The organism is Phenylobacterium sp., assembly GCF_025934275.1.
Lineage (GTDB): Bacteria > Pseudomonadota > Alphaproteobacteria > Caulobacterales > Caulobacteraceae > Phenylobacterium.
Genome location: NZ_JAICYI010000032.1, coordinates 1 through 20235 on the forward strand (window position 1 = coordinate 1; position 20235 = coordinate 20235).

The 20235-nt window shown below is 69.2% G+C and carries 20 protein-coding genes; 6 read left to right on the top strand and 14 right to left on the bottom strand.

Annotated features, from left to right (window positions below; translation table 11 throughout):
- The 3 genes from Q0W60_RS09805 to Q0W60_RS09815 form a co-directional block, all read right to left on the bottom strand.
- The coding region (locus tag Q0W60_RS09805; protein ID WP_297695026.1) for a divalent metal cation transporter at window positions 1–743 on the bottom strand (743 nt) is incomplete at its 3' end.
- A 155-nt stretch (window positions 744–898) separates the two neighbouring features.
- Complete coding sequence (locus tag Q0W60_RS09810) at window positions 899–1675, bottom strand: molybdopterin-binding protein (protein WP_297695028.1); 777 nt, start codon at window positions 1673–1675, stop codon at window positions 899–901.
- Complete coding sequence (locus Q0W60_RS09815) at window positions 1672–2520, bottom strand: cytochrome b/b6 domain-containing protein (protein WP_297695030.1); 849 nt, start codon at window positions 2518–2520, stop codon at window positions 1672–1674. The genes Q0W60_RS09810 and Q0W60_RS09815 overlap by 4 nt, the downstream gene beginning before the upstream one ends.
- Window positions 2521–2671: 151 nt before the next feature.
- Here Q0W60_RS09815 and Q0W60_RS09820 point away from each other — a divergent pair, with 151 nt between their 5' ends.
- A complete protein-coding gene (locus tag Q0W60_RS09820; RefSeq protein WP_297695032.1) occupies window positions 2672–2926 on the top strand; it encodes a hypothetical protein in 255 nt (84 codons plus the stop codon).
- On the opposite strand, the gene Q0W60_RS09825 is transcribed toward Q0W60_RS09820, so the two are convergent.
- Window positions 2923–3804, bottom strand: a complete 882-nt coding sequence (locus Q0W60_RS09825) for an alpha/beta hydrolase (RefSeq protein WP_297695034.1) — start codon at window positions 3802–3804, stop codon at window positions 2923–2925. The two genes, Q0W60_RS09820 and Q0W60_RS09825, sit on opposite strands and share 4 nt — an antisense overlap.
- 52 nt (window positions 3805–3856) lie before the next feature.
- Between Q0W60_RS09825 and Q0W60_RS09830 the strand changes: the two genes are divergently transcribed.
- Window positions 3857–4291, top strand: coding sequence for a DUF488 domain-containing protein (locus tag Q0W60_RS09830; RefSeq protein ID WP_297695036.1), 435 nt, complete (start codon window positions 3857–3859; stop codon window positions 4289–4291).
- Window positions 4292–4303: 12 nt separating this feature from the next.
- Here the strand turns inward: Q0W60_RS09830 and Q0W60_RS09835 are convergent, their stop codons facing one another.
- Both Q0W60_RS09835 and Q0W60_RS09840 read right to left on the bottom strand, forming a co-directional pair.
- On the bottom strand, window positions 4304–5518 hold the full coding sequence (locus Q0W60_RS09835) for a pentapeptide repeat-containing protein (protein WP_297695038.1): 1215 nt from the start codon (window positions 5516–5518) through the stop codon (window positions 4304–4306).
- A gap of 113 nt (window positions 5519–5631) precedes the next feature.
- Window positions 5632–6312 carry a CHAP domain-containing protein gene (locus Q0W60_RS09840; protein ID WP_297695040.1) on the bottom strand — a complete coding sequence of 227 codons (681 nt, stop codon included), beginning with the start codon at window positions 6310–6312 and terminating at the stop codon, window positions 5632–5634.
- 441 nt (window positions 6313–6753) lie between these two features.
- Here Q0W60_RS09840 and Q0W60_RS09845 point away from each other — a divergent pair, with 441 nt between their 5' ends.
- On the top strand, window positions 6754–7554 hold the full coding sequence (locus tag Q0W60_RS09845; protein WP_297695042.1) for a TerC family protein: 801 nt from the start codon (window positions 6754–6756) through the stop codon (window positions 7552–7554).
- On the opposite strand, the gene Q0W60_RS09850 is transcribed toward Q0W60_RS09845, so the two are convergent.
- Window positions 7539–9701, bottom strand: coding sequence for a primosomal protein N' (locus Q0W60_RS09850; protein ID WP_297695044.1), 2163 nt, complete (start codon window positions 9699–9701; stop codon window positions 7539–7541). The two genes, Q0W60_RS09845 and Q0W60_RS09850, sit on opposite strands and share 16 nt — an antisense overlap.
- A gap of 66 nt (window positions 9702–9767) precedes the next feature.
- Between Q0W60_RS09850 and fsa the strand changes: the two genes are divergently transcribed.
- The 3 genes from fsa to Q0W60_RS09865 are packed head-to-tail and all read left to right on the top strand — an operon-like array spanning window position 9768 to window position 12040.
- Entirely contained in the window at window positions 9768–10421 is a 654-nt protein-coding gene (fsa, locus tag Q0W60_RS09855) for a fructose-6-phosphate aldolase (RefSeq protein WP_297695046.1), read from the top strand.
- A gap of 24 nt (window positions 10422–10445) precedes the next feature.
- Complete coding sequence (locus Q0W60_RS09860; protein ID WP_297695048.1) at window positions 10446–11129, top strand: DUF484 family protein; 684 nt, start codon at window positions 10446–10448, stop codon at window positions 11127–11129.
- Window positions 11114–12040, top strand: coding sequence for a tyrosine recombinase XerC (locus Q0W60_RS09865; protein ID WP_297695050.1), 927 nt, complete (start codon window positions 11114–11116; stop codon window positions 12038–12040). The genes Q0W60_RS09860 and Q0W60_RS09865 overlap by 16 nt, the downstream gene beginning before the upstream one ends.
- A gap of 3 nt (window positions 12041–12043) precedes the next feature.
- On the opposite strand, the gene Q0W60_RS09870 is transcribed toward Q0W60_RS09865, so the two are convergent.
- The 7 genes from Q0W60_RS09870 to sucD form a co-directional block, all read right to left on the bottom strand.
- Entirely contained in the window at window positions 12044–12331 is a 288-nt protein-coding gene (locus tag Q0W60_RS09870) for a hypothetical protein (RefSeq protein ID WP_297695052.1), read from the bottom strand.
- A gap of 57 nt (window positions 12332–12388) precedes the next feature.
- Window positions 12389–12802 carry a GNAT family N-acetyltransferase gene (locus Q0W60_RS09875; protein ID WP_297695054.1) on the bottom strand — a complete coding sequence of 138 codons (414 nt, stop codon included), beginning with the start codon at window positions 12800–12802 and terminating at the stop codon, window positions 12389–12391.
- A gap of 36 nt (window positions 12803–12838) precedes the next feature.
- Window positions 12839–14242 (bottom strand): dihydrolipoyl dehydrogenase, encoded by a 1404-nt coding sequence (gene lpdA, locus Q0W60_RS09880; protein WP_297695056.1) that lies wholly within the window; start codon window positions 14240–14242, stop codon window positions 12839–12841.
- A 72-nt stretch (window positions 14243–14314) separates the two neighbouring features.
- Window positions 14315–14569, bottom strand: a complete 255-nt coding sequence (locus Q0W60_RS09885; protein ID WP_297695058.1) for a hypothetical protein — start codon at window positions 14567–14569, stop codon at window positions 14315–14317.
- A 115-nt stretch (window positions 14570–14684) separates the two neighbouring features.
- Window positions 14685–15974, bottom strand: a complete 1290-nt coding sequence (gene odhB, locus Q0W60_RS09890; protein WP_297695060.1) for a 2-oxoglutarate dehydrogenase complex dihydrolipoyllysine-residue succinyltransferase — start codon at window positions 15972–15974, stop codon at window positions 14685–14687.
- A gap of 41 nt (window positions 15975–16015) precedes the next feature.
- Window positions 16016–18967 (bottom strand): 2-oxoglutarate dehydrogenase E1 component, encoded by a 2952-nt coding sequence (locus tag Q0W60_RS09895; protein WP_297695062.1) that lies wholly within the window; start codon window positions 18965–18967, stop codon window positions 16016–16018.
- 80 nt (window positions 18968–19047) lie between these two features.
- On the bottom strand, window positions 19048–19926 hold the full coding sequence (gene sucD / locus Q0W60_RS09900) for a succinate--CoA ligase subunit alpha (protein ID WP_297695064.1): 879 nt from the start codon (window positions 19924–19926) through the stop codon (window positions 19048–19050).
- Window positions 19927–20235: the final 309 nt, after the last annotated feature.

A 20235-nucleotide genomic window follows, 5' to 3' on the forward strand; every position in this document is an offset into this window, starting at 1 on the left:
GTGGTGAGAATGATGAAGAAGGCGATCAGATTGGAGGCCCCCATGCCGACAAGGGTGTCCCACTCGATGCGGCGCAGCTCGGCCTTGGCGCGACGCCCGTCCCGGATCAGAGGCCGTTGGTGCTTGGCCTCTTCATCCTCCACCTCCTCCGAGCTTTGCCAGAAGAACAGGTAGGGGCTGATGGTGGTGCCGAAGACCCCCACCACGACGACGATCCAACCGCCGTCGGGAAGCTGAGGCAGGACGGTGCGGATCGCCACCTCCGCCCAATCGATGTGCACCGCGAACACCACCGCCACGTAGGCGAACAGCGACATGGTCAGCCACTTCAGGAAGCTGACGTAGCGATGGTAGGGCACAAACACCTGCAGGATCAGCGACACCGCGGCGAAGGCGAGTGTGAGGAGGTGCTGGTCGAGACCGCTCACGAGCCGGCCGGCCGCGCCCATCGCCGCCAGGTCCGCACCGATGTTGATCGTATTGGCCACGAACAGCAGGAGCGCCAGCCCCATCACCAGCGGTCGCGGAAAGACCTCGGCGAGATTGGTCGCCAGACCGTGGCCCGTGACTCGGCCGATCCGCGCGCTGATGGACTGGATCGCCACCATGAGGGGGTAGGTGAGCGCCACGGTCCAGAGCATGTTGACGCCGAACTGTGCGCCGGCCTGGGAATAGGTGGCGATGCCGCTCGGATCGTCATCTGCGGCGCCGGTGATCAGACCGGGCCCGAGGCGGCTGAACACGCGCAGCACCCGGTTCCGGGTACGGCCGGATGCGCGGCGCCGGCTCAACCGGGCTGGACCTGACGTTTTGCCGATGTCATGCGGTTCTCCCCGCCAAGACTCGCTCCGGCGGTGAGGTTGCGGGCAGTCACCAGGCGGCGCAAGCCGGCCCCGCTTCAAATCCCGGCGTACCACTCGTAGCCGCGATCTTCCCAGAAGCCGCCCCGGCCACGGGAGATGTGGGAGAAGTCCTCCACCGCCTCCAGGCGCATCACGTACTTGGCCTGCTTGTAGCCGAGCTGGCGCTCGACCCGCAGACGGACCGGCGCCCCGTTCTCGACCGGCAGCGGTCGGTCGTTCAGCTCATAGGCCAGCAGGGTTTGCGGATGGTAGGCGTCGATCAGGTCGATGCTCTCGTAATATTGCCCCGTGCCGTCGAGGGTCTGCTCGAGCGTGTCGGCGCAGTGCAGCACGATGTAGCGGGCGTTGCGCTTCAGACCCGCCAGATCGAGCAGCGGCCCCATGCGGGCGCCGGTCCACTTGCCGATGCAGGACCAGCCCTCCACGCAGTCGTGGCGGGTGATCTGGGTGCGCGCGGGCAGCTTCCGAAGATCGGCCAGGCCGAGCGAGAGCGGCTTGTCGACCAGCCCGTCGACGAGGAGCTTCCAGTCGGCGAATCCGTTGGCCTTGTGCGCGAGGTACTCCGGATCGTCCGGATTCGTCGAGCCGTTCGGCTTGAACACCTTGGAGATGTCGGCCGGCGTGAACTCCCGGGCCAACGCCTTGCGGTCGAGGATGAGCCGCTGGGCGCGCCGGGTCAGCCCTTCAGCGCCCTGCAGGACCGCCAGCGACTTCGGGTTCTCGGTGAGCCTGTCGCAGCCCGCGAGCCACAGCCCGCCGAGCGAGACGGCCGCGGCCCTGAGCCAGCTGCGACGGTCGGTTTCCCGGGTCATTCCGCGTCTCCCTCGACCTCGATGGCGTAGCGGCCGGTGATCATCGAGCGGATGTTGTTCCACGTGCCCGAGGCCACCACCATGGCCAGGTGGACGAGGACGAAGAGCACGATCAGCGAGGCCGTGATGAAGTGGATGGAGCGGGCGGACTGGCGCCCGCCGAACAGATCCAGCAGCCATGGCGCGGCGGCGTCGAAGCCCGGCGACATGGTGAGTCCGGTGGCCACCATCAGCGGCAACAGGATGAAGATCACCCCGAGATAGGCGCCCTTCTGCAGGATGTTGTAGGTCCTGGCCTCTTCGCCCTTCGGGAACTTCAGCTTCGCGTGGATGAGGATCTCATGCCACACGTGCGCCGGCTTCAGCTGCGAGGCCCTCGGCCACAGGTCGCGCGGGATGTGCCGGTTGAGGAAGCTCAGCGCCAGATACACCAGCCCGTTGATAACCAGGAGCCAGGCGAAGAAGAAGTGCCAGCGCCGCCCGTCGGCCAGGTCGCGGTAGCTCGGCACGGTCGCCCAGGCGGGGAAGCCGCGCGGTTCGGCCTTGTCGCCGCGGCCCGAGAACCCGAAGAGGCCGGTGGTCACGAACCGCTTGCCGGCGATGGTGGTGACGCCGATCGGCTGGCCGTTCCTTTCCCCGGCGTCCATGGCGAGCCACGGCCGGTCGAAGTGGGACTTGGCGCCCCAGTAGAGCGCCGGATGGGCGTTGAAGATCTGCAGCCCACTCATCAGCATCAGGCTGACCGCCAGCACGTTGATCCAGTGGGTGATCCGGGTGACCAGCGCATGCCGCGGCACCAGGAGCTTCGCACGTCTGCCCGCAGGCGTGGCCGTCATCGCCGTCATCGCATCCTCCCCCGCGGCAGTGTGGCACAGGCGATCTCCGCGGGCGACCTGTCCCTGAGGCGACATACGGCTGGTCTGCTCGGACGGATGCACGCCTGAGGGAACGCGACCCGTCGGCTGCGATTTTCCGTGAACCTGGAGGACCAGCAGCATGGCCGAAGACCGCAAATACCCGGAGCCCTCGCAGCCCAAGCCGGAGCGCTATCCCTCGGTCCGCCAGGACGAGGCGGTGGAGCGCACGGGACGCGGCGAGGAAGTTGCCGGCGAGCGCCGGACGTACGATCCGCGCGCCGATGCGCCCACTCCCAACGGCCGCGAGTCCAAGCCCGACGGCAAGGTCGCGCCGGCGACGAACCAGGGCCCGCAGGGTCCGGAGGGCGATCCCGCCGAGGGCAAGCGCCGCTAGCCGATCGCGGCGAACCGCAGCGTGTGGGCGACCACGTCCGGCCGCTCCATGGGCAGGAAATGGGTGGTCTCTGGGACGACCTCGATGAAGATCCGCCCTGTCTCAGCGAGCTCGGCCTCCTCGCCCTCGATACGGCAGGTGGAAGCGATCGCCGCGCGACGGATGTCGATCGGACAGCGGCTCTCCCGGAAGGCCGTCCAGGGATCAAAATTGTGGGTGCGGAAGTTCGAGGCTTCCCACTCGGGCGTGCAGGAGAGCGTCACGCCGCCTTCGGGCGCCTGGCGGAATCCCGCCTCCACGTAATCGGCGATCTGCGCCGGGCTCCATGTCCGGAAGGCGCCGCGGCCGGCGTAAGCCTCGCGGGCGGCCGCCTTGCTCGGGAAATTCGCGCGCCGCCGGAGTGCGCCCTCGACCAGCGGCGAGCGCACGGGCTCGGCCATCTCGCGCAGCGCCTCGCGCGGCATGATCACGGGATCGAACAAGGCCAGCCGTTTCACGCGCGCCGGCGCCTGGGCCGCGACCAGCAGGCTCGAAGTCCCGCCCATGGAATGACCCGCCAGGACCACCGGCCCGTCGGTGGCCGCCTCCAGGAAGGCGAGCAGGTCCTCGCGGAACTCGCTCCAGCCGTCGCGCCCCTCGATCACCGTCGGCAGGCGGCTCAGGCCATGGCCGCGCAGGTCAATGGCCAGGATGCGCAGCTCGGCGGCGAGCGGGCTCAGGATGCTGCGGTAGGTGCGGGCGTTGAAGCCGTTCGCGTGGGAGAAGACGATGTCGACAGGCCGGGCCGGCGGCCCGAAGTCGAGGAACGCCATCTCGCCGCCGCGGCTGGGCAGGCTCACCCGCCGCTCGCGCGGCTCACAGTCGACCTTGGCGTCCATGGACCCTCCGACCCCGGACCCCATATAGGTTTGACGCTGCGGAGGAAAACCCATGAAACCGCTTGCGACCATCGGCTACGAGCACGCCACCCAGCCTGACGTCATCGCGCGGCTGAAGACGGCCAAGGTCGAGGTCGTGGTGGACGTCCGCGCGGTGGCCGCCTCGCGACGTGCCGGGTTCTCCAAGACCGTCCTGGCCGCCAGCCTCGCCGAAGCCGGCATCGACTACGTGCACCTGCGCGAGCTCGGGACCCCGAAGCCGGGCCGCGACGCCGTGCGCCACGGCCGGATAGGCGAGATGGAACAGATCTACGCGGCGCACCTTAAGGAGCCGGCCGCCCAGTTGCAGCTGGCCCAGGCCGTCGACATCGCCAAGGACCGCAAGGCCGCGCTGCTCTGCTACGAGGCCGATCCTGCCCACTGCCACCGCACCATCGTCGCGCATGAGATCCGCTCGGCGACCGGCTGCCGGATCGAGAATCTCTGACTTGTCGGTCCGCTAAAGCTCCAGCTCCGCCCCGGCGAGGTCGCAGCCGGCGAGCTTGGCCTGGCTGAGGTCGGCCTCCAGGAACCGCGCCCGGCGCGCCTGGGCGCCGCGCAGGTCGGCGCCGCGCAGGCAGGCGCGGGTGAGATCGGTGCGCACGAAGCGGCCCTCGGAAATCATCAACGGGCCTAGCTTGGCGCCGCGCAGATCGGCGCGGGTGAACTGCGCGTCCATCAGCTTGGCGCCGCGCAGGTCGGCCTCCTTGAGGTCGGCTCCGCGGAAGTCGCAGCCGGAGAGGTCCGCGCCCTGCAGCTCCGCCCGCTGCATGTCGAGGCCGAAGAATACCGAGCCCGGGGCGATCAGGCCGGTGAGCCTGCGTCCGCGCAGCGAGCGTATCGGCCGGAAGTCCACCGTCTCCATGGCGACCACCGCGCCCTGCCGCGCCTGGGTGTCGCAATAGAGCTCGTGATCGGCCAGCACCTCGTCGAGGGCGCGGTCGTCCACGTAGACGATCGGCGGCGGGCCCCGCAGCACCTCGGTCATGTCCACGTCGTCGAGGCGCGCCTGCTCCAGATTGGCGCCGGCCACCACGGTCCGCTTCATCGAGGCGCCCGACAGGTCCGCCCCGCCGAGGTCCGCACCCGAAAGGTCGGCCCCGTCCAGCACCGCCCGCGCCAGGCGCGCACCCGAGAGCATCGCTCCGGCCAGGTTGGCGTCGGTGAAGTCGCAGGCCATGGCGATGGTCGAGGTCATCTGGGCGCCCGCGAGGTTGGCGCCGTGCAGGATGGCGTAGGTCAGCTCGCCCGGCCGATGCTCGTGACGCAGGATGCGGAAGCCGTCGAGCTTGTCCTGCAGCGCGATGCGGCCTTCGCGAAGGTCGCAGCCGGCGAGCTCGGCTCCGGCGAGGTTGGCGCCGCGAAGGCAGGCGCCGCGCAGGTCCGCCCGCTTGAAGCTGGCGCGCCTGAGGTCGGCCTCCCTGAGGTCGGCGCCGAACAGGATGGCGCGGGCGAGGTTCACCCCCGCCATCGAGGCGCCGGCGAGCTTCGCTCCCGCCAGGTCGGCCTCGCGCAGGTCGAGCCCTTCCAGCGAGCAGTTCGAGAGATCCGCGTAGGTCAGGCTGAGGCGCCGCGCCCCCGAGCGCCCGGCCAGGTAACGTTGATGCGCCTCGACCGCTTCACGCAGGTTCTGCGGGTCGAGCGCCAGATGGTAGGGTTGAGCTTGCGAGGACATCGGAACCTTCAGCTTCCGACACTGCCGCTCGCGCGCTTAAGGAACGGTTGCCCCACGGCCGGAAATAACCACGTTCCGCCGGCGTGCCTGCGAGCGGCGCTCAGCAATGAGAGCTATTTGCCCGAGGTGGAATCGCCTCGGGTGGCGGCCGCGATCAGAGCGCCGATGCGGTCGGTCGAATCCGCCGCCTGGCTCAGGATGTTCATCGGGCCCGCGCCCGGCCGCACCGCAGCGGCCATCTGGCTCGCCGCCGACTGGGCCATGTTGATCGCCGCGTTCTCGGCCTTGGTGAACCCGGTCGAGGCCAGCACCCGCGCCTGGGCGTCCGGATAGATGAAGCCGTAGGTCGGATAGGTCGAGCCGCCCATGTCGCGGTTAGGGTCGTACCAGACCTTCACCATGCTCCAGTCGCCGGCCGGCGAGACGTCGATCAGGGTCACGTCCTTCTCGATCTTGCCGCGCGAGCCGTCGATCGGCGACCAGTTGGCGTGGGTGATCTGGATGACGCGGTCGGTCAGCACCTGGGTGACCACCGCCACGTGGCCCAGCCGCATCCGCTGGGTCGGCTTGAAGCACAGGACCGCGCCCGCCTTGGGCTGGAAGCCCTCCTGGTAGCGGCCCACGGCCTGCTTCCACCAGGTATAGGCGTCGCCGAAGATCTGGATGCCGGACATGACGCGGGCGAACTGGGCGCACTGCCAGTAGGTCTCCGCGATCGCGCCCGCTGACGGCGCGAGGCTCAGAACGGCCGCGACGGCCAGAGAGCCCCAGAGGGTCCTCGGTCGCTTCAGCATGTTGTGGGCACTCCCCGACTACGGGCTAAGCCATAACCCTTACGCGGCAACGGTGAAAAGAGCGTTTAGATTGATTCGCTCACGCCTGCCGTGCGTCATTCCGAGGGCTCAAGCTACGGGCAAGGTGAATATCGATTCCTTGGTTCATATTAGATCGATACAGATTTGCTATTTTCCTCGCGAGGAAGGAAGCAACACACCTAAGTTCCCGTACAGTACTTAAAATCATCTGTTTCTTGAATGACGGATTTCTATTTTTCACCTAACCATCGGTTCTGGTTACCTGAGATCACAAGTACGTAACGCGTTGAAACAGTCGCATTCGGGACCAAAAGCCACGCTATTCAGCGCGGCTGGACGGGATGCCGCACCGGCTTCACAAAAATGCGAGCTTGGCCGCGGAGCGGGTCGCCGCGGCGTTCGGGGCGGACAGGAGAGGACATGGCGGATATCGCGGCGCTCGTCGCCAGCCCGGAGGCCTGGGCGGCGCTCCTCACCCTGATCGTCATGGAGGTGGTGCTGGGTGTCGACAACCTGGTGTTCGTCGCCATCCTCTCCAACAAGCTGCCCCCCGCCGACCGCGGGCGCGCGCGCCGGCTGGGCATCGGCCTGGCCCTGCTGCTGAGGCTCGCCCTGCTCTCCGGCATAGCTTTCATCGTGGGATTGACGCAGCCGGTCCTGACCCTTCCGTTCGCCGCGCCGCTGGACGCCAAGGGGCAGCCGGTGGTCGACCTCGCCTTCTCCTGGCGCGATCTGATCCTCCTGTCCGGGGGGCTGTTCCTGGTGTGGAAGGCGACCACCGAAATCCACCACGCGGTCGATCCCGCGCCTTCGGACGACCTGCTCGACAAGCGAGCCGCGGGCTCGCTCGGCTTCGCCGCAGCCATCGTCCAGATCCTCGCGCTCGACGTGGTCTTCTCGATCGATTCCATCCTGACCGCCGTCGGCATGACCGAGCACCTGCCGATCATGATGGCCGCGGTGGTGATCGCGGTCGCGCTGATGCTCGTCGCTTCGGGCCCGCTCGCCCGCTTCATCCACGACAACCCGACGGTGGTTATGCTGGCGCTGGGCTTCCTGCTGCTGATCGGCGCGACGCTCATCGCCGACGGCTTCGGCATGCATGTGCCGAAGGGCTACATCTACGCCGCCATGACGTTCTCGGGCGCGGTGGAGGCTCTGAACATCGCCGCGCGCCGGAGGGCGGCGCGGAAAGCGGCGCCCGATCAGAGGAAGCTGTAAGGGTCCATGTCGATGGAGAGCCGCAGGGCGCCGGGCGGCCTCACCCGCGCCCGCCAGGCGGCCATGTAGGCCGAGAGGTCGACGCCGCGGTCGGCCCTGACCAGGAACCGCTTGCGCCGCCGGCCACGCACCAGGCCCAGAGGCGCATCGGCAGGACCATAGACCTCGACGCCCGGCGCATTGGGCGCCGCCTCGGCCATTCGACGCATGAAGGTGTCCAGGCGCGCGGCGTCCACGTCGGAGGCGATCACCGCCGCAAGCCGCCCGAACGGCGGCAGGCCCGCAGCCTCGCGCTCGGCCATCTCCGCGGCCACGAAGGCGTCGCGGTCCTGGACCTGCAGCGCCTGCATCACCGGGTGGTCGGGCGCATAGGTCTGCAGAAGAGCCCGCCCTGGCCGCTCGCGCCGGCCCGCCCGCCCCGTGGCCTGGGCGAGCAGCTGGTAGGTGCGCTCGGCCGCTCGAAGGTCACCGCCGCGCAGGCCCAGATCGGCGTCCACCACGCCCACCAGGGTGAGCTTCGGGAAGTTGTGTCCCTTGGCCGCCGCCTGGGTCGCCACCAGAATGTCGATCTCGCCCGCCGCCATGGCCTCGATCAGCCGCTTGCCTTCACGCGCATCGAACGCTGTGTCGGAGGAGAAGACGGCGATTCGCGCCTCCGGAAACAGCTGGCGCGCCTCCTCCTCCACCCGCTCCACGCCGGGGCCGATCGAGATCAGGCTGTCCCGGACGCCGCAGTGCGGGCATTGCGTCGGCTTCGGCATGGAGAAGCCGGTCAGGTGGCAGACCAGCCGGCCGGAGTAGCGGTGCTCCACCAGCCAGCTGTCGGTGTCGGGGGCCGTCATCCGCTCGCCGCAGGCCCGGCACAGCACTAGCGGCGCATAGCCCCGGCGGTTCAGGAAGAGGAGCGTCTGCTCGCCCGCGGCCAGGGTCTCGCCCATCGCCGTCACCAGCGGCGGCGAGAGCCAGCGGCCGGGCTCCGGCGGTGTTTCCCTGAGGTCCACGAGGTCGATCGCGGGCAGCCGCGCGGCGCCGTGCCGGTCGGCCAGCGTGAGCCAGCGATAGCGACCGGTCTCGGCGTTGCGCAGGGTCTCCAGCGACGGCGTCGCCGAGGCCAGCACCACCAGCGCGGCCTCGATCTTGCCCCGCGCCACCGCCATATCGCGCGCGTGGTAGATGAACCCCTCCTCCTGCTTGAACGAGGCGTCGTGCTCTTCGTCGACAACGATCAGCTTCAGCCTGCGGAACGGGAGGAACAGCGCCGAGCGCGCGCCGACCACGATCCGGCACCCGCCGCCGATCACACCCTCCCACACGCGCCGGCGCGCCGGCGGAACGACGTCGGAGTGCCACTCCCCGGGCGCGGCCCCGAAGCGCGCGGCGACACGATCGATCACCGCCTGCGTCAGCGCGATCTCCGGCAGCAGGATCAGCGCCTGCGCCTCGGGATCGGCCGCCAGGGCGGCGGCGACGCTCTCCAGATAGACCTCCGTCTTGCCAGACCCGGTGACGCCGTCCAGCAGCGCGACCTGGAAGCCGCCCGCCCTCGCCATGGCCCTGAGCTCGGCCGCCGCGGCGGCCTGGCTCGCGTTGAGCGCCGCGCCGGCTCGCGCGGCGTCGGGCGCATCGAACCCCAGCTGCGGCGCCGCCGTCCGCAACGCCAGCACGCCCTCATCGATCAGCGCCTTCACGACGCCGGCGGAGACGCCGGCCAGGCGGGCCAGCGCCGCCCCGCTCGCGGCCCCTGCCCCGACGGCTGTCAGCACCCTCGTCCGGGCCGGCGTCGGGCGGACCGGCGCCCGTCCGGTCGGCTCGATGACCCGCAGCGGCTTGGGCTTCGGCGCCCGCGCGCCCCTGAGCGCGATCGCCAGCGGCTGGCCCGGCGCATCGACGGCGTAGCGCGCCGCCCACTGCACGAATTCCAGCGTGCTCGCAGGAAGCGCGGCCTCCTCGAGCCGGCCTTGCACAGGCTTCAGGGCCCGATTGCCGCCGGCCGCCTCGCGCAGACCCACGACCACGCCCCGCAGGAGGTTCGGACCCAGCGGCGCGGCCACCTGATCGCCGAGCGCCAGCGCCATCCCCTCCGGCTCGGCGTAATCGAACGCCTCCGGCAGGGGCAGCGGCAGCAGGACCGAGGCGATTCGGCTCATGGGCGGACGATTGCGCTCGGGCGGCCAACCGCTACAAGCGGCGCAAGCCACCCCTGAGGTCTTCGGATGCAGCTTTTCCTCGACACCGCCGACGTGGCCGTCCTGAAGGACCTGGCCGCCACCGGTCTGGTGGACGGCGTGACCACCAATCCCACTCTGATCGCCAAGACCGGACGCCCCATGCTGCAGGTCATCGCCGAGATTTGCGACATCGTCGAGGGGCCGGTCAGCGCCGAGGTGGCGGCCGTGGAGTCGCAGGCCATGCTGGCCGAGGGCCGCAAGCTGGCCGCCATCGCGAGCAACGTGGTGGTCAAGGCGCCGCTGACCCGCGAGGGGCTCATCGCGGTGCGCCAGTTCGCGGCCGAAGGCATCCAGACGAATGTCACCCTGTGCTTCTCCGCCGCCCAGGCGCTGCTCGCGGCCAAGGCGGGCGCCAACTACATTTCGCCGTTCGTCGGCCGGCTGGACGATCATGGCGCGCTCGGCATGGAGGTGGTGAGCGAGATCCGCGCGATCTACGACAACTACGACTTCGACACCGAAATCCTCGCCGCCTCGATTCGCAATTCGGGCCACGTGGCGGCCGCCGCGATCGCCGGCGCCGACTGCGCCACCATCCCGCCGGATGTTTTTGAGAGCCTTTTCAAGCACCCGTTAACCGAAAAGGGTCTCCAAACATTCCTGAGCGATTGGGCCAAGACGGGCCAGTCGATTCTGTGAGCTGATCGCTTCCGGGGGCGGGACATGGACGGATCGCAAGGCGGGATGGACGGCTTGCCGTTGGAGCCCGCAGCCGTCCGCCGGTTCCTGTCCGACAACCCGGAGTTCATCCGCGATGACGCGGGGCTGCTGGATGAGCTCGGCCTGCGGGTCGCCGCCGGCAACGTCGTCGACTTCGCGCCCGCGGCGCTCGCCCGCGTGCACGCCGCCCATCAGCGCGAGGCGATGCAGCGTCAGCAGATCGAGGCCGTGGCCCGCGCCAACTTCTCCGCCCAGGCCCAGACCCACGGGGCGGTGATCGACCTGCTCGACGCGCGCAATCACTCCGACCTCGCCTGGCGGCTGGACGAACTCGCCCAGCACCGCTTCGGGCTCACCGCCGCCGTGGTCGCGCTCGAAGCCGAGGCGCGCGTGCCGGCCGGCTGGACCCGGCTGGTGGAGGGGCAGGTGGACCTCATCCTTGGCGGCGCGCAGCGGCTCGCCCGGATGGGCTTCGCCCCGACCGCCCTGCCGCTGTTCGGCGCCCGCTGCGACCAGGTCCGCTCCATGGCCATGGTGCGCGTGGCCATGTGGGAGCCGGCGCGGCAAGGCCTGCTCGCCTTCGGCTCGGCCGATCCCCAGGGGTTCACCGAGGAGATGGGCGTCGAGCTGGTGGCTTTCCTGGCGCGGGTCGTGGAGCGCACTGCCGAGCGGTGGCCGATCCTGTGACCGCGGAAGAGGCGCTGGCGCTCTGGCTGGAGCATCTGGCCCATGAGCGGCGCGCCTCGCCCCGGACGCTGGAGGCCTACGGCTTCGCCGCGCGCCGCTATCTGGGCTTCCTCACCGAGCACCGCGGCGAGCGCCTCACGCTGACATGCCTCGCCGATGTCACCGCCGGCGAGGTCCGCGCCTGGCTGGCGCACCTGCGCGGCGGCGAGCGGCCGCTGTCGCCCCGCTCACTCAGCCAGGCGCTCTCTGCGATCCGCGCCTTCCACAGGTTCCTGGATCGGCGTCTGGGAACGCCGAACGCGGGCCTCGCCCTGGTCCGCGGCCCGCGCGTGAAATCCGGCGCGCCGCGCCCGGTGAGCGAAGACCAGGCGCTCGGCCTGATCGCCGAGCCGGCCCTCGATCCCGACCGCGAGGATTGGGAAGCGGCCCGCGACCAGGCGGTGCTGACCCTGCTTTACGGCTGCGGGCTGCGGATCTCCGAAGCCCTGTCCCTGAGGCGGGCCGACGCGCCGATCCCGGACAGCCTGCGGATCACCGGCAAGGGTTCGAAGACGCGGATCGTGCCGGTGCTGCCGGCGGTCCGCGAAGCGGTGGAGGCCTATCTGAGAGCCGCGCCCTTCGTCCTTGCGCCGGAGGAGCCGCTGTTCCGCGCCAAGCGCGGCGGGCCGCTCACCCCGCGTCACGTGCAAGCCACCCTCCAGGCGCTGCGCAGCCGGCTCGGCCTGCCGGCCAGCGCCACGCCGCACGCGCTGCGCCATTCGTTTGCGACGCACCTGTTAGGCGCCGGCGCGGACCTGCGCGCGATCCAGGAGCTGCTGGGCCATGCCTCGCTCTCCACGACCCAGCGCTATACCCAGGTGGACGCCGCCGCGCTGCTCAGCGCCTATTCCAAGGCCCATCCTCACGCCTGAGGGCTACTTCTCCGGCACATCCGCCGCGCGTCCGTCGCCTTCGACGTCGTAGCGCACGATCAGCGGGGCGGGGCAGCCGCCGATGCTGCGCTCGACCGCGATCTCCTCGTGCGCCTTGGGCAGGTCGCCCAGCTTGTGGAACAGGCGAGAATTGGGCGGGGCTTTGGTGAGCTCAGTCACGTGCCGCAGGCAGGCCGGGGGCGCTTTCAGGAGTGTCCCGTCGGGCGTGAAGGGATGCACGGCGCCGGTCGGCGCCGCAGCCATGGTCGAGGCGAGCAGAAGAGCGAGCATTTCGGCCTCCTTTCGCGTGCGGCGGGAATACTGGCGCCGCAGCTGGTCCGGCGCAATTCAACTCGGCGGATCGCGCACCAGCCTGAGCCACGGCACGTCGCTCCCGCGATCGCGGCCGCGCTCGACGCAGCGGAATCCTTCGCGGGCGTAGAAGACCTGGGCGCGGGCGTTGGGCTCCTGCACCTTCAGCGACAGCGGCCCGCCCACGATCCGCGCCACGTGATCGAGCAGCGCCTTGCCGACGCCGCGTCCGCGCTCGGCCACATAGAGCGAGTGCAGGAACTTCTGCGGCCGATAGATCGCGGCGAGGCCCAGGATGCGCCCGTCTTCCAAGGCCACGTAGACCTCCTCCTCGCGCGCGGCCAGCAGGAAGTCGGCGCGCCGGTGCCGCTCCGGCGGCTGCCAGGTGAACGTCTCCTTGAGCACGCGCACGTAGAGGTCGGCGCAAGCGGCCCGTTCCTCGGGGCGCATCCGGCGGATCTCCAGGCCCCCGCGCAAGCCGACCCCTCAGGCCTGCATCGTCCACCCCTCCACGCCCATGGCCGCCTGCTTGAGAGCCTCGGAGCGCGTGGGGTGGGCGTGGCAGGTGCGGGCCACGTCCTCGGACGCCGCCCGGAAGGCCATGGCGACGCAGTATTCGCCGATCATCTCGGAGACGTCGGGGCCGATCATGTGCACGCCCAGCACCTCGTCGCTCGCCGCATCGGCCAGCACCTTCACGAAGCCCTCGGTCTCGTGGTTGATCCTGGCCCGCGAATTGGCCGTGAACGGGAACTTGCCGGTCTTGTAGGCCCGACCCGCAGCCTTCAGCTCCTCCTCGGTCTTTCCGACCCAGGCGACCTCCGGATAGGTGTAGATGACGCTGGGCACGAGGTTGTAGTCCACGTGCCCGTACTTGCCGGCGATCATCTCGATGCAGGCCACGGCGTCCTCCTCGGCCTTGTGCGCCAGCATCGGCCCGAGCGTCACGTCGCCGATCGCCCAGACGCCGGGCGCGCTGGTCCGCAGGTGGTCGGTCTCAATGAAGCCGCGCTTGTCCGGGGTGATCCCGACGCTCTCCAGGCCGAGGTCCTTGGTGTACGGCCGCCGGCCGATGGCGAGCAGGACATGGTCGGCCTGCAGGGTCTCCGCCGCCCCACCGGCGACCGGCTCGACCGTGAGGCTCGCGCCGCTCTTCGAAGTCTTGGCCGCGGTCACCTTCGAGCCCAGCCGGAACTCGACGCCCTGCTTGGTCAGCGACCGCTGCAGCGCCTTGGCGATCTCGCCGTCGGCCGCCGGGGTGATCCGGTCGAGGAATTCGACTACCGTGACCTTGGCCCCGAGCCTGCGCCACACCGAGCCGAGCTCCAGGCCGATGATCCCGGCCCCGATGACCAGCAGACTCTCCGGAACCTGCGGCAGGGCCAAGGCGCCGGTGGAATCGACGATCCGCTGCTGGTCGACGGTGACGCCGGGCAGAGGCGTGGGCTCCGAGCCTGTCGCGATGACGATATTCCGGGCTTCCAGCGCCATGGTCTTGCCGTCGGCTCCGGTCACGTCGACCTTGCCCGGGCCGGCGATCTTCCCTGCGCCCTTGATCCAGTCGACCTTGTTCTTCCGGAACAGGAATTCGACGCCCTTGGTGAGCGCCGTCACCGACTCGTCCTTCTGCTTCATCATCTGGCCGAGGTTGAGCTTCGGCGACGCCTCGATGCCGAGCGCCGCGAAGTCGTCGGCGGCTATCTCGAACAGCTCGGAGGCGTGCAGCAGCGCCTTTGACGGCATGCAGCCGACATTGAGACAGGTGCCGCCCAGCGTGGCGCGCATCTCCACGCAGGCGACCTTCAGGCCCAGCTGGCCCGCCCGGATGGCGGCGTTGTACCCCCCAGGGCCGCCTCCGATGATCACGACGTCGTAGCTGGTCTCGGCCATAGATGCGCCCGCTCAGATCAGGTGGGGGCGCACCCTATTCTGGGCTTGGCCGAAATCAACCGGCGAGGCCGGTCAGTGCGGGCCGGGGCCGGGCGTGTTGCTGACCGAGCCGCTGGTCCCCGGATTGCTGACCCCGCCGTTGGGCGAGGGGCCCGCCCCGCCCGGCTGCGCCGAGCCGTTAGAGTTCTGGTTGTTGGCGTTGTCGATCTCCGCCTGGGCGCCGGTCCGCGGAGCGGCGCCGCCGCTCCCCATCGTATCGCAGGCGCCGAGCGCCAGCGTCAGCGCCGCCGCGGAGGCGGCCAGAGTCGCAGTCTTGAGGATGGACATGCGCAAACCTCGTGCAGCCGACGGCTCCGTGCCGTCCGCGCGTGAACCCGCCGCGGAGCGCAGCCGTTCCGAAGCCCGGCCTTTTCCTCGCCCGGGCGCCGGGCCAGGCGGGCGGCTAGAGGTCGAGGAGCAGCCGCTGCGGCTCCTCGACGGCTTCCTTCACATGCACCAGGAAGGTGACCGCGCCCTGGCCGTCGACGACGCGGTGATCATAGGAGAGCGCCAGGTACATCATCGGCCGAGCGGTGACCTGGCCCGCCACCACCATCGGTCGTTCCTGGATCTTGTGCATGCCAAGGATCCCGGACTGCGGGGCGTTGAGGATCGGCGTGGACATCAGCGAGCCATAGACCCCGCCGTTGGAGATGGTGAAAGTCCCGCCCTGCAGGTCCTCGAGCGCCAACTGGCCGTCACGCGCCTTCCTGCCGAGCGCGCCGATCGCCTTCTCGATCTCGGCCAGGCTCATCTGGTCCGCGTCGCGGACCACCGGCGTGACCAGGCCCCGCTCGGTGCCGACCGCCACCGAGATGTCGTAGTGGTTCTTGTAGATGATGTCCGCGCCGTCGATCTCGGCGTTGACCTCGGGCACCAGCTTCAGGGCGTGGATCACCGCCTTCACGAAGAAGCTCATGAATCCGAGCTTCACGCCGTGGGTCTTCTCGAAGGCGTCCTTGTACTGGCTGCGCAGCGCCATCACCGCGCTCATGTCCACCTCGTTGAAGGTGGTCAGCATGGCGGCGGCGTTCTGCGCCTCTTTCAGGCGGCGCGCGATGGTCTGGCGCAGCCGCGTCATCCGCACCCGTTCCTCGCGCTCGTGGATCGGACGGGGGCCGGCCGGCGCCGGCGGAACCTCAGGCGCCTTGGCGCGCGATTCCAGGGCCGCGAGCGCATCGCCCTTGGTGATCCGGCCGTCCTTGCCGGTGCCGGAAATGCCCGCAGGATCGATCCGGTTCTCGGCCACGATCCGCTGGGCCGAAGGCGCGAGCACCGGCTCGGCGGCGGCGCGGGCGGGTGGGCCGGTGTCGGGCACGGGCGCGGACTTGGGCGCAGGCTTCCCGGGCTGCGGCCCTGACTGCAGCTCGCCAGCGGGGACAGGGGCGGGCTTGGAGCTCGTCGCCGGGGCAGGCGCCGCGGCCTGGCCGCCGCCGTTCGCCTTCGGCCGGGCCGTCGCCCCTTCGGTGATCTTGCCGAGCACCGCGCCGGGCTCGACCGTCGCGCCTTCCTCCGCGTCGATCTCCGACAGCACGCCGTCGGCGGGGGCCGCGACCTCGAGCGAGACCTTGTCGGTCTCCAGCTCGACCAGGATCTCGTCCTTGCGCACCTGCTCGCCGGCCTTCTTGGCCCAGCGCGCCACCGTCGCCTCGGTGACGGACTCGCCAAGCGCCGGCGTCATGATGTCGGCCATCTCGATGCGCTCCCTAGGTCCTCAACACACAAACCCGCCGCTCAGGCGAAGGCTTCCGTGAGGAAGCTCTCCAGCTCCTTCAGATGCCGACTCATCAAGCCCGCCGCGGTGGAGGCGGAGGCTGGGCGGCCGACATAGCGGGCGCGCTTGGCCTTGATGTCGAGCCGCTCGAGCGTCAGCTCCAGCCAGGGGTCGACGAACTGCCAGCCGCCCATGTTCTTGGGTTCCTCCTGGCACCAGACGAGCTCGGCGTTCCTGAACCGCTTCAGCTCGTTGGTCAGCGACTTCAGCGGCCACGGATAGAACTGCTCGAGCCTGAGGACGTAGACGTCGTCGCGCCCGACCTTCGCCCGGTGATCGATGAGGTCGTAGTAGACCTTGCCCGAGCAGAGGACCACCCGGCGGATCTTGTCGTCGCTCTTGAGCGCGACGCCGCCGACGTCGCAGCCGGCCTCCGCCCCGTCGACCATCACGCGGTGGAAGCTGGAGCCTTCGGCCATGTCGACCAGGTTCGAGACCGCCCGCTTGTGGCGGAGCAAGGACTTGGGCGTCATCACGATCAGGGGCTTGCGGAACTCGCGCAGCATCTGCCGACGCAGGGCGTGGAAGTAGTTGGCCGGCGTCGAGGGATAGACCACCTGCATGTTGTCCTCGGCGCAGAGCTGCAGATAGCGCTCCAGGCGCGCCGAGGAGTGCTCAGGCCCCTGGCCCTCATAGCCATGCGGCAGCAGCAGGACGAGCCCGCTCATCCTCAGCCACTTGCGCTCCCCCGAGGAGATGAACTGGTCGATGATCACCTGGGCGCCGTTGGCGAAGTCGCCGAACTGGGCTTCCCACATGGTCAGCGTATTGGGATCGGTGAGCGAGAAGCCGTACTCGAAGCCGAGCACCGCCTCTTCCGACAGCGCGCTGTTCAGCGGTTCGAAGTGCGCCTGGTTGGGGCCGAGGTTGCGAAGCGGGAAGTAGGTCTCCTCGGTCTTCTGGTCGACGATGCCGGTGTGGCGTTGGGAGAAGGTGCCGCGCACGCTGTCCTGGCCGGAGAGACGCACCGGATAGCCCTGGTCCAGCAGGGTGGCGAATGCCAGCTCCTCGGCGGTCGCCCAGTCGATGTCGGTCCCGGAATCGATCGCCTCGCGGCGTCCGGCGATCACTCGGGCCACCGTCTTGTGGACGCTGACCCGCTTGGGGATCGAGGTCATCTTGTGGCCGAGGTCGATGAGCTTCTGCTTGGCCACCCCGGTGACCCGGCTCTCCTCGGCGCCCGGCAGCTTCAGGCCCGACCACTTGCCGTCCAGCCAGTCGGCCTTGTTGGCGTGGTAGCTCTTGCCGGCCTCGAACTCCTCGTCGAGGAAGGTGTCGAACGCCTTGATCCAGCCGTCCACCTGCTCTTGGGTGACCACGCCCTCGCCGATCAGGCGGGTGGTGTAGAGCTGCCGCACCGACGGATGGTCCTTGATCTTCTGGTACATCAAGGGCTGGGTCATCGTCGGATCGTCGCCCTCGTTGTGGCCGAACCGCCGGTAGCAAAACATGTCGATGACCACGTCCTTGCAGAACAGCTGTCGGTACTCGGTGGCCACCTTGGTGGCGAAGGTCACGGCTTCGGGGTCGTCGCCGTTGGCGTGGAAGATCGGCGCCTCGACCATCAGCGCCACGTCGGAGGGGTAGGGCGACGAGCGCGAGTTCTTCGGGCTGGTGGTGAAGCCGATCTGGTTGTTGACGATGAAGTGCATCGTGCCGCCCACGCCGTAGCCCTTGAGGCCGGAGAGCGCGAAGCATTCGGCCACCACGCCCTGGCCGGCGAAGGCGGCATCGCCGTGCATCAGCAGCGGCAGCACGTGGGCGCGCCCGGCGGTCGGCGTCTCGCGCAGGGTGAAGGCCTGCTTGGCGCGCGACTTTCCCAGCACCACCGGATTGACGATCTCCAGGTGCGAGGGATTGGCGGTCAGCGACAGGTGGACGGCGTTGTTGTCGAACTCGCGGTCTGAGGAGGCGCCCAGATGGTACTTCACGTCGCCCGAACCCTCGACGTCGGAGGGCAGCGACGAGCCGCCTTGGAATTCGTGGAAGATCACGTGGTAGGGCTTGCCCATCACCGCGGCGAGCACGTTCAGTCGGCCCCGATGCGGCATGCCGATGATGATGTCCTTCACGCCGAGCGCGCCGCCGCGCTTGATGATCTGTTCCATCGCCGGGATCATCGCTTCGCCGCCGTCCAGCCCGAAGCGCTTGGTCCCGGGGAAACGGCGATGCAGGAACCGCTCGAAACCCTCGGTCTCGATCAGCTTCTTCAGGATCGCGACCTTGCCCTCCTTCGTGAAGACGATCTCCTTGTCGCGGCCCTCGATCCGCTCCTGCAGCCAGGCCTTCTCCTTGGGATCGGAGATGTGCATGTACTGCACGCCGACGTTGCCGCAGTAGGTCCGCCGCAGGATCTCCAGGATCTCGCGGATGGTCGCCGTCTCCAGCCCCAGCACGTAATCGAGGAAGATCGGTCGATCGAAGTCGGCTTCCGAGAAGCCGTAGGTCGCCGGATCGAGCTCCGAGGCGTCGCCGGGCGTGTTGGCGATGCCCAGCGGATCGAGGTTCGCCTTCAGGTGCCCGCGCATCCGGTAGGCCCGGATCATCATGATGGCGCGCAGCGAATCCAGCGTGGCCGCCCGCACCTCGTCGGTGGTGGCCCCCCGCCGGCGCTCGGCGATCTTCGCCTCGGTCTTGGCCTGCACCGCCGGCCACATGCCATCGAGCGCGGAGAGCCATTCCGGGCGTGCGGCCGGCGCGGACGGGGCGGTCCAGGCGGGGCGCTGGGCCTCGCGCTTGACGTCGTCGGCGCGGTCGTGGAGCGAGGCGAAGAACGCTCGCCACGAGGGCTCGACCGAATTGGGATCGGCGGCCCACCTGGCGTAGAGGTCCTCCACGAAGGCCGCATTGCCGCCATAGAGGAACGAGGTCTCGGCGAGCACCTCGTTGATCAGACCTGCGTCATCCGCCATTTTCCGTCTTCCCGGGCCGGGCCGCGGAGCTTCTGGAAAAGGAGCTGGGCGCGGACCGCCCTTACGCTACGAACTGTGCCTCAAGCGCCCTTCAGCACCTCGACCAGGGTGGTTCCGAGGGCCGCCGGAGAGGGAGACACGCGGATGCCCGCGGCCTCCATCGCAGCGATCTTGTCCTCAGCCCCGCCCTTGCCGCCGGAGATGATCGCGCCCGCGTGACCCATGCGCCGGCCGGGCGGCGCGGTGCGTCCCGCGATGAAGCCCACCATTGGCTTCTTGGTTGCTGAATTTTTAATGAATTCGGCCGCGTCCTCCTCGGAGGAGCCGCCGATCTCGCCGATCATGATGATCGATTCCGTCTCCGGATCCTTCAGGAACGCGTCCAGCACCTCGATGAAGTCCGTGCCCTTCACCGGGTCGCCGCCGACGCCCACGGCCGTTGTCTGGCCGAGGCCCACCTGGGTGGTCTGGAACACCGCCTCATAGGTAAGCGTGCCGGAGCGCGAGACAACTCCCACCGAGCCGCGCTTGAAGATGTTGCCGGGCATGATGCCGATCTTGCATTCGTCGGGGGTGAGCACGCCCGGGCAGTTCGGCCCGATGAGCCGCGACTTCGAGCCGGAGAGCGAGCGCTTCACCTTGACCATGTCCTCGACCGGAATGCCTTCGGTGATGCAGACGATCAGCGGGATCTCTGCGTCGATCGCCTCCAGGATGGAATCGGCCGCGAACGCCGGCGGCACATAGATCACCGAGGCGTCGGCGCCGGTCGCCTTCACCGCCTCGCCGACGGTGTCGAACACCGGCAGGCCCAGGTGCTTGGTCCCGCCTTTGCCGGGGGTGACGCCGCCCACCATCTTGGTCCCGTAGGCGATCGCCTGCTCGGAATGGAAAGTCCCCTGCGCGCCGGTGATTCCCTGGCAGATGACGCGGGTTTGCTTGTTGATCAGGATCGACATTCAGGTGGGCTCACCGAGGGACGACCACCTCAAGCGCGCTTCCGCGGCTCAGGTTGTGTACGTCGAATTGCGTAATGCGCTTGGTGCGAACCAGGTCGGGAGTCGCCTTGTCCAGCTCAGCGCTGCTGACAGGACCGTGCCGCCCACCCACATCACTGAAGACAAATATCGTCCCGCGCACCTCCTGCGAGAGCGGAGGCGCCGCTGCCCATTTCGCCCCCTGGGGCAGAATGGACCCGTAGGACACGCCCTCGAAGGTCACTCCGCACGCATTACTGGTCGAGACAGCGCCATGCCATCCATCTCGAC

Coding starts and splice junctions, on each gene's coding strand:
- lpdA (WP_297695056.1), bottom strand. CDS start 14,242: ATGGCCGAGACCAGCTACGACGTCGTGATCATCGGAGGCGGCCCTGGG.
- Q0W60_RS09860 (WP_297695048.1), top strand. CDS start 10,446: ATGGACGGATCGCAAGGCGGGATGGACGGCTTGCCGTTGGAGCCCGCA.
- Q0W60_RS09870 (WP_297695052.1), bottom strand. CDS start 12,331: ATGCTCGCTCTTCTGCTCGCCTCGACCATGGCTGCGGCGCCGACCGGC.
- Q0W60_RS09885 (WP_297695058.1), bottom strand. CDS start 14,569: ATGTCCATCCTCAAGACTGCGACTCTGGCCGCCTCCGCGGCGGCGCTG.
- sucD (WP_297695064.1), bottom strand. CDS start 19,926: ATGTCGATCCTGATCAACAAGCAAACCCGCGTCATCTGCCAGGGAATC.
- Q0W60_RS09820 (WP_297695032.1), top strand. CDS start 2,672: ATGGCCGAAGACCGCAAATACCCGGAGCCCTCGCAGCCCAAGCCGGAG.
- odhB (WP_297695060.1), bottom strand. CDS start 15,974: ATGGCCGACATCATGACGCCGGCGCTTGGCGAGTCCGTCACCGAGGCG.
- Q0W60_RS09835 (WP_297695038.1), bottom strand. CDS start 5,518: ATGTCCTCGCAAGCTCAACCCTACCATCTGGCGCTCGACCCGCAGAAC.
- Q0W60_RS09815 (WP_297695030.1), bottom strand. CDS start 2,520: ATGACGGCGATGACGGCCACGCCTGCGGGCAGACGTGCGAAGCTCCTG.
- Q0W60_RS09895 (WP_297695062.1), bottom strand. CDS start 18,967: ATGGCGGATGACGCAGGTCTGATCAACGAGGTGCTCGCCGAGACCTCG.
- Q0W60_RS09830 (WP_297695036.1), top strand. CDS start 3,857: ATGAAACCGCTTGCGACCATCGGCTACGAGCACGCCACCCAGCCTGAC.
- Q0W60_RS09845 (WP_297695042.1), top strand. CDS start 6,754: ATGGCGGATATCGCGGCGCTCGTCGCCAGCCCGGAGGCCTGGGCGGCG.
- Q0W60_RS09840 (WP_297695040.1), bottom strand. CDS start 6,312: ATGCTGAAGCGACCGAGGACCCTCTGGGGCTCTCTGGCCGTCGCGGCC.
- Q0W60_RS09850 (WP_297695044.1), bottom strand. CDS start 9,701: ATGAGCCGAATCGCCTCGGTCCTGCTGCCGCTGCCCCTGCCGGAGGCG.
- Q0W60_RS09810 (WP_297695028.1), bottom strand. CDS start 1,675: ATGACCCGGGAAACCGACCGTCGCAGCTGGCTCAGGGCCGCGGCCGTC.
- Q0W60_RS09825 (WP_297695034.1), bottom strand. CDS start 3,804: ATGGACGCCAAGGTCGACTGTGAGCCGCGCGAGCGGCGGGTGAGCCTG.
- Q0W60_RS09875 (WP_297695054.1), bottom strand. CDS start 12,802: ATGCGCCCCGAGGAACGGGCCGCTTGCGCCGACCTCTACGTGCGCGTG.
- fsa (WP_297695046.1), top strand. CDS start 9,768: ATGCAGCTTTTCCTCGACACCGCCGACGTGGCCGTCCTGAAGGACCTG.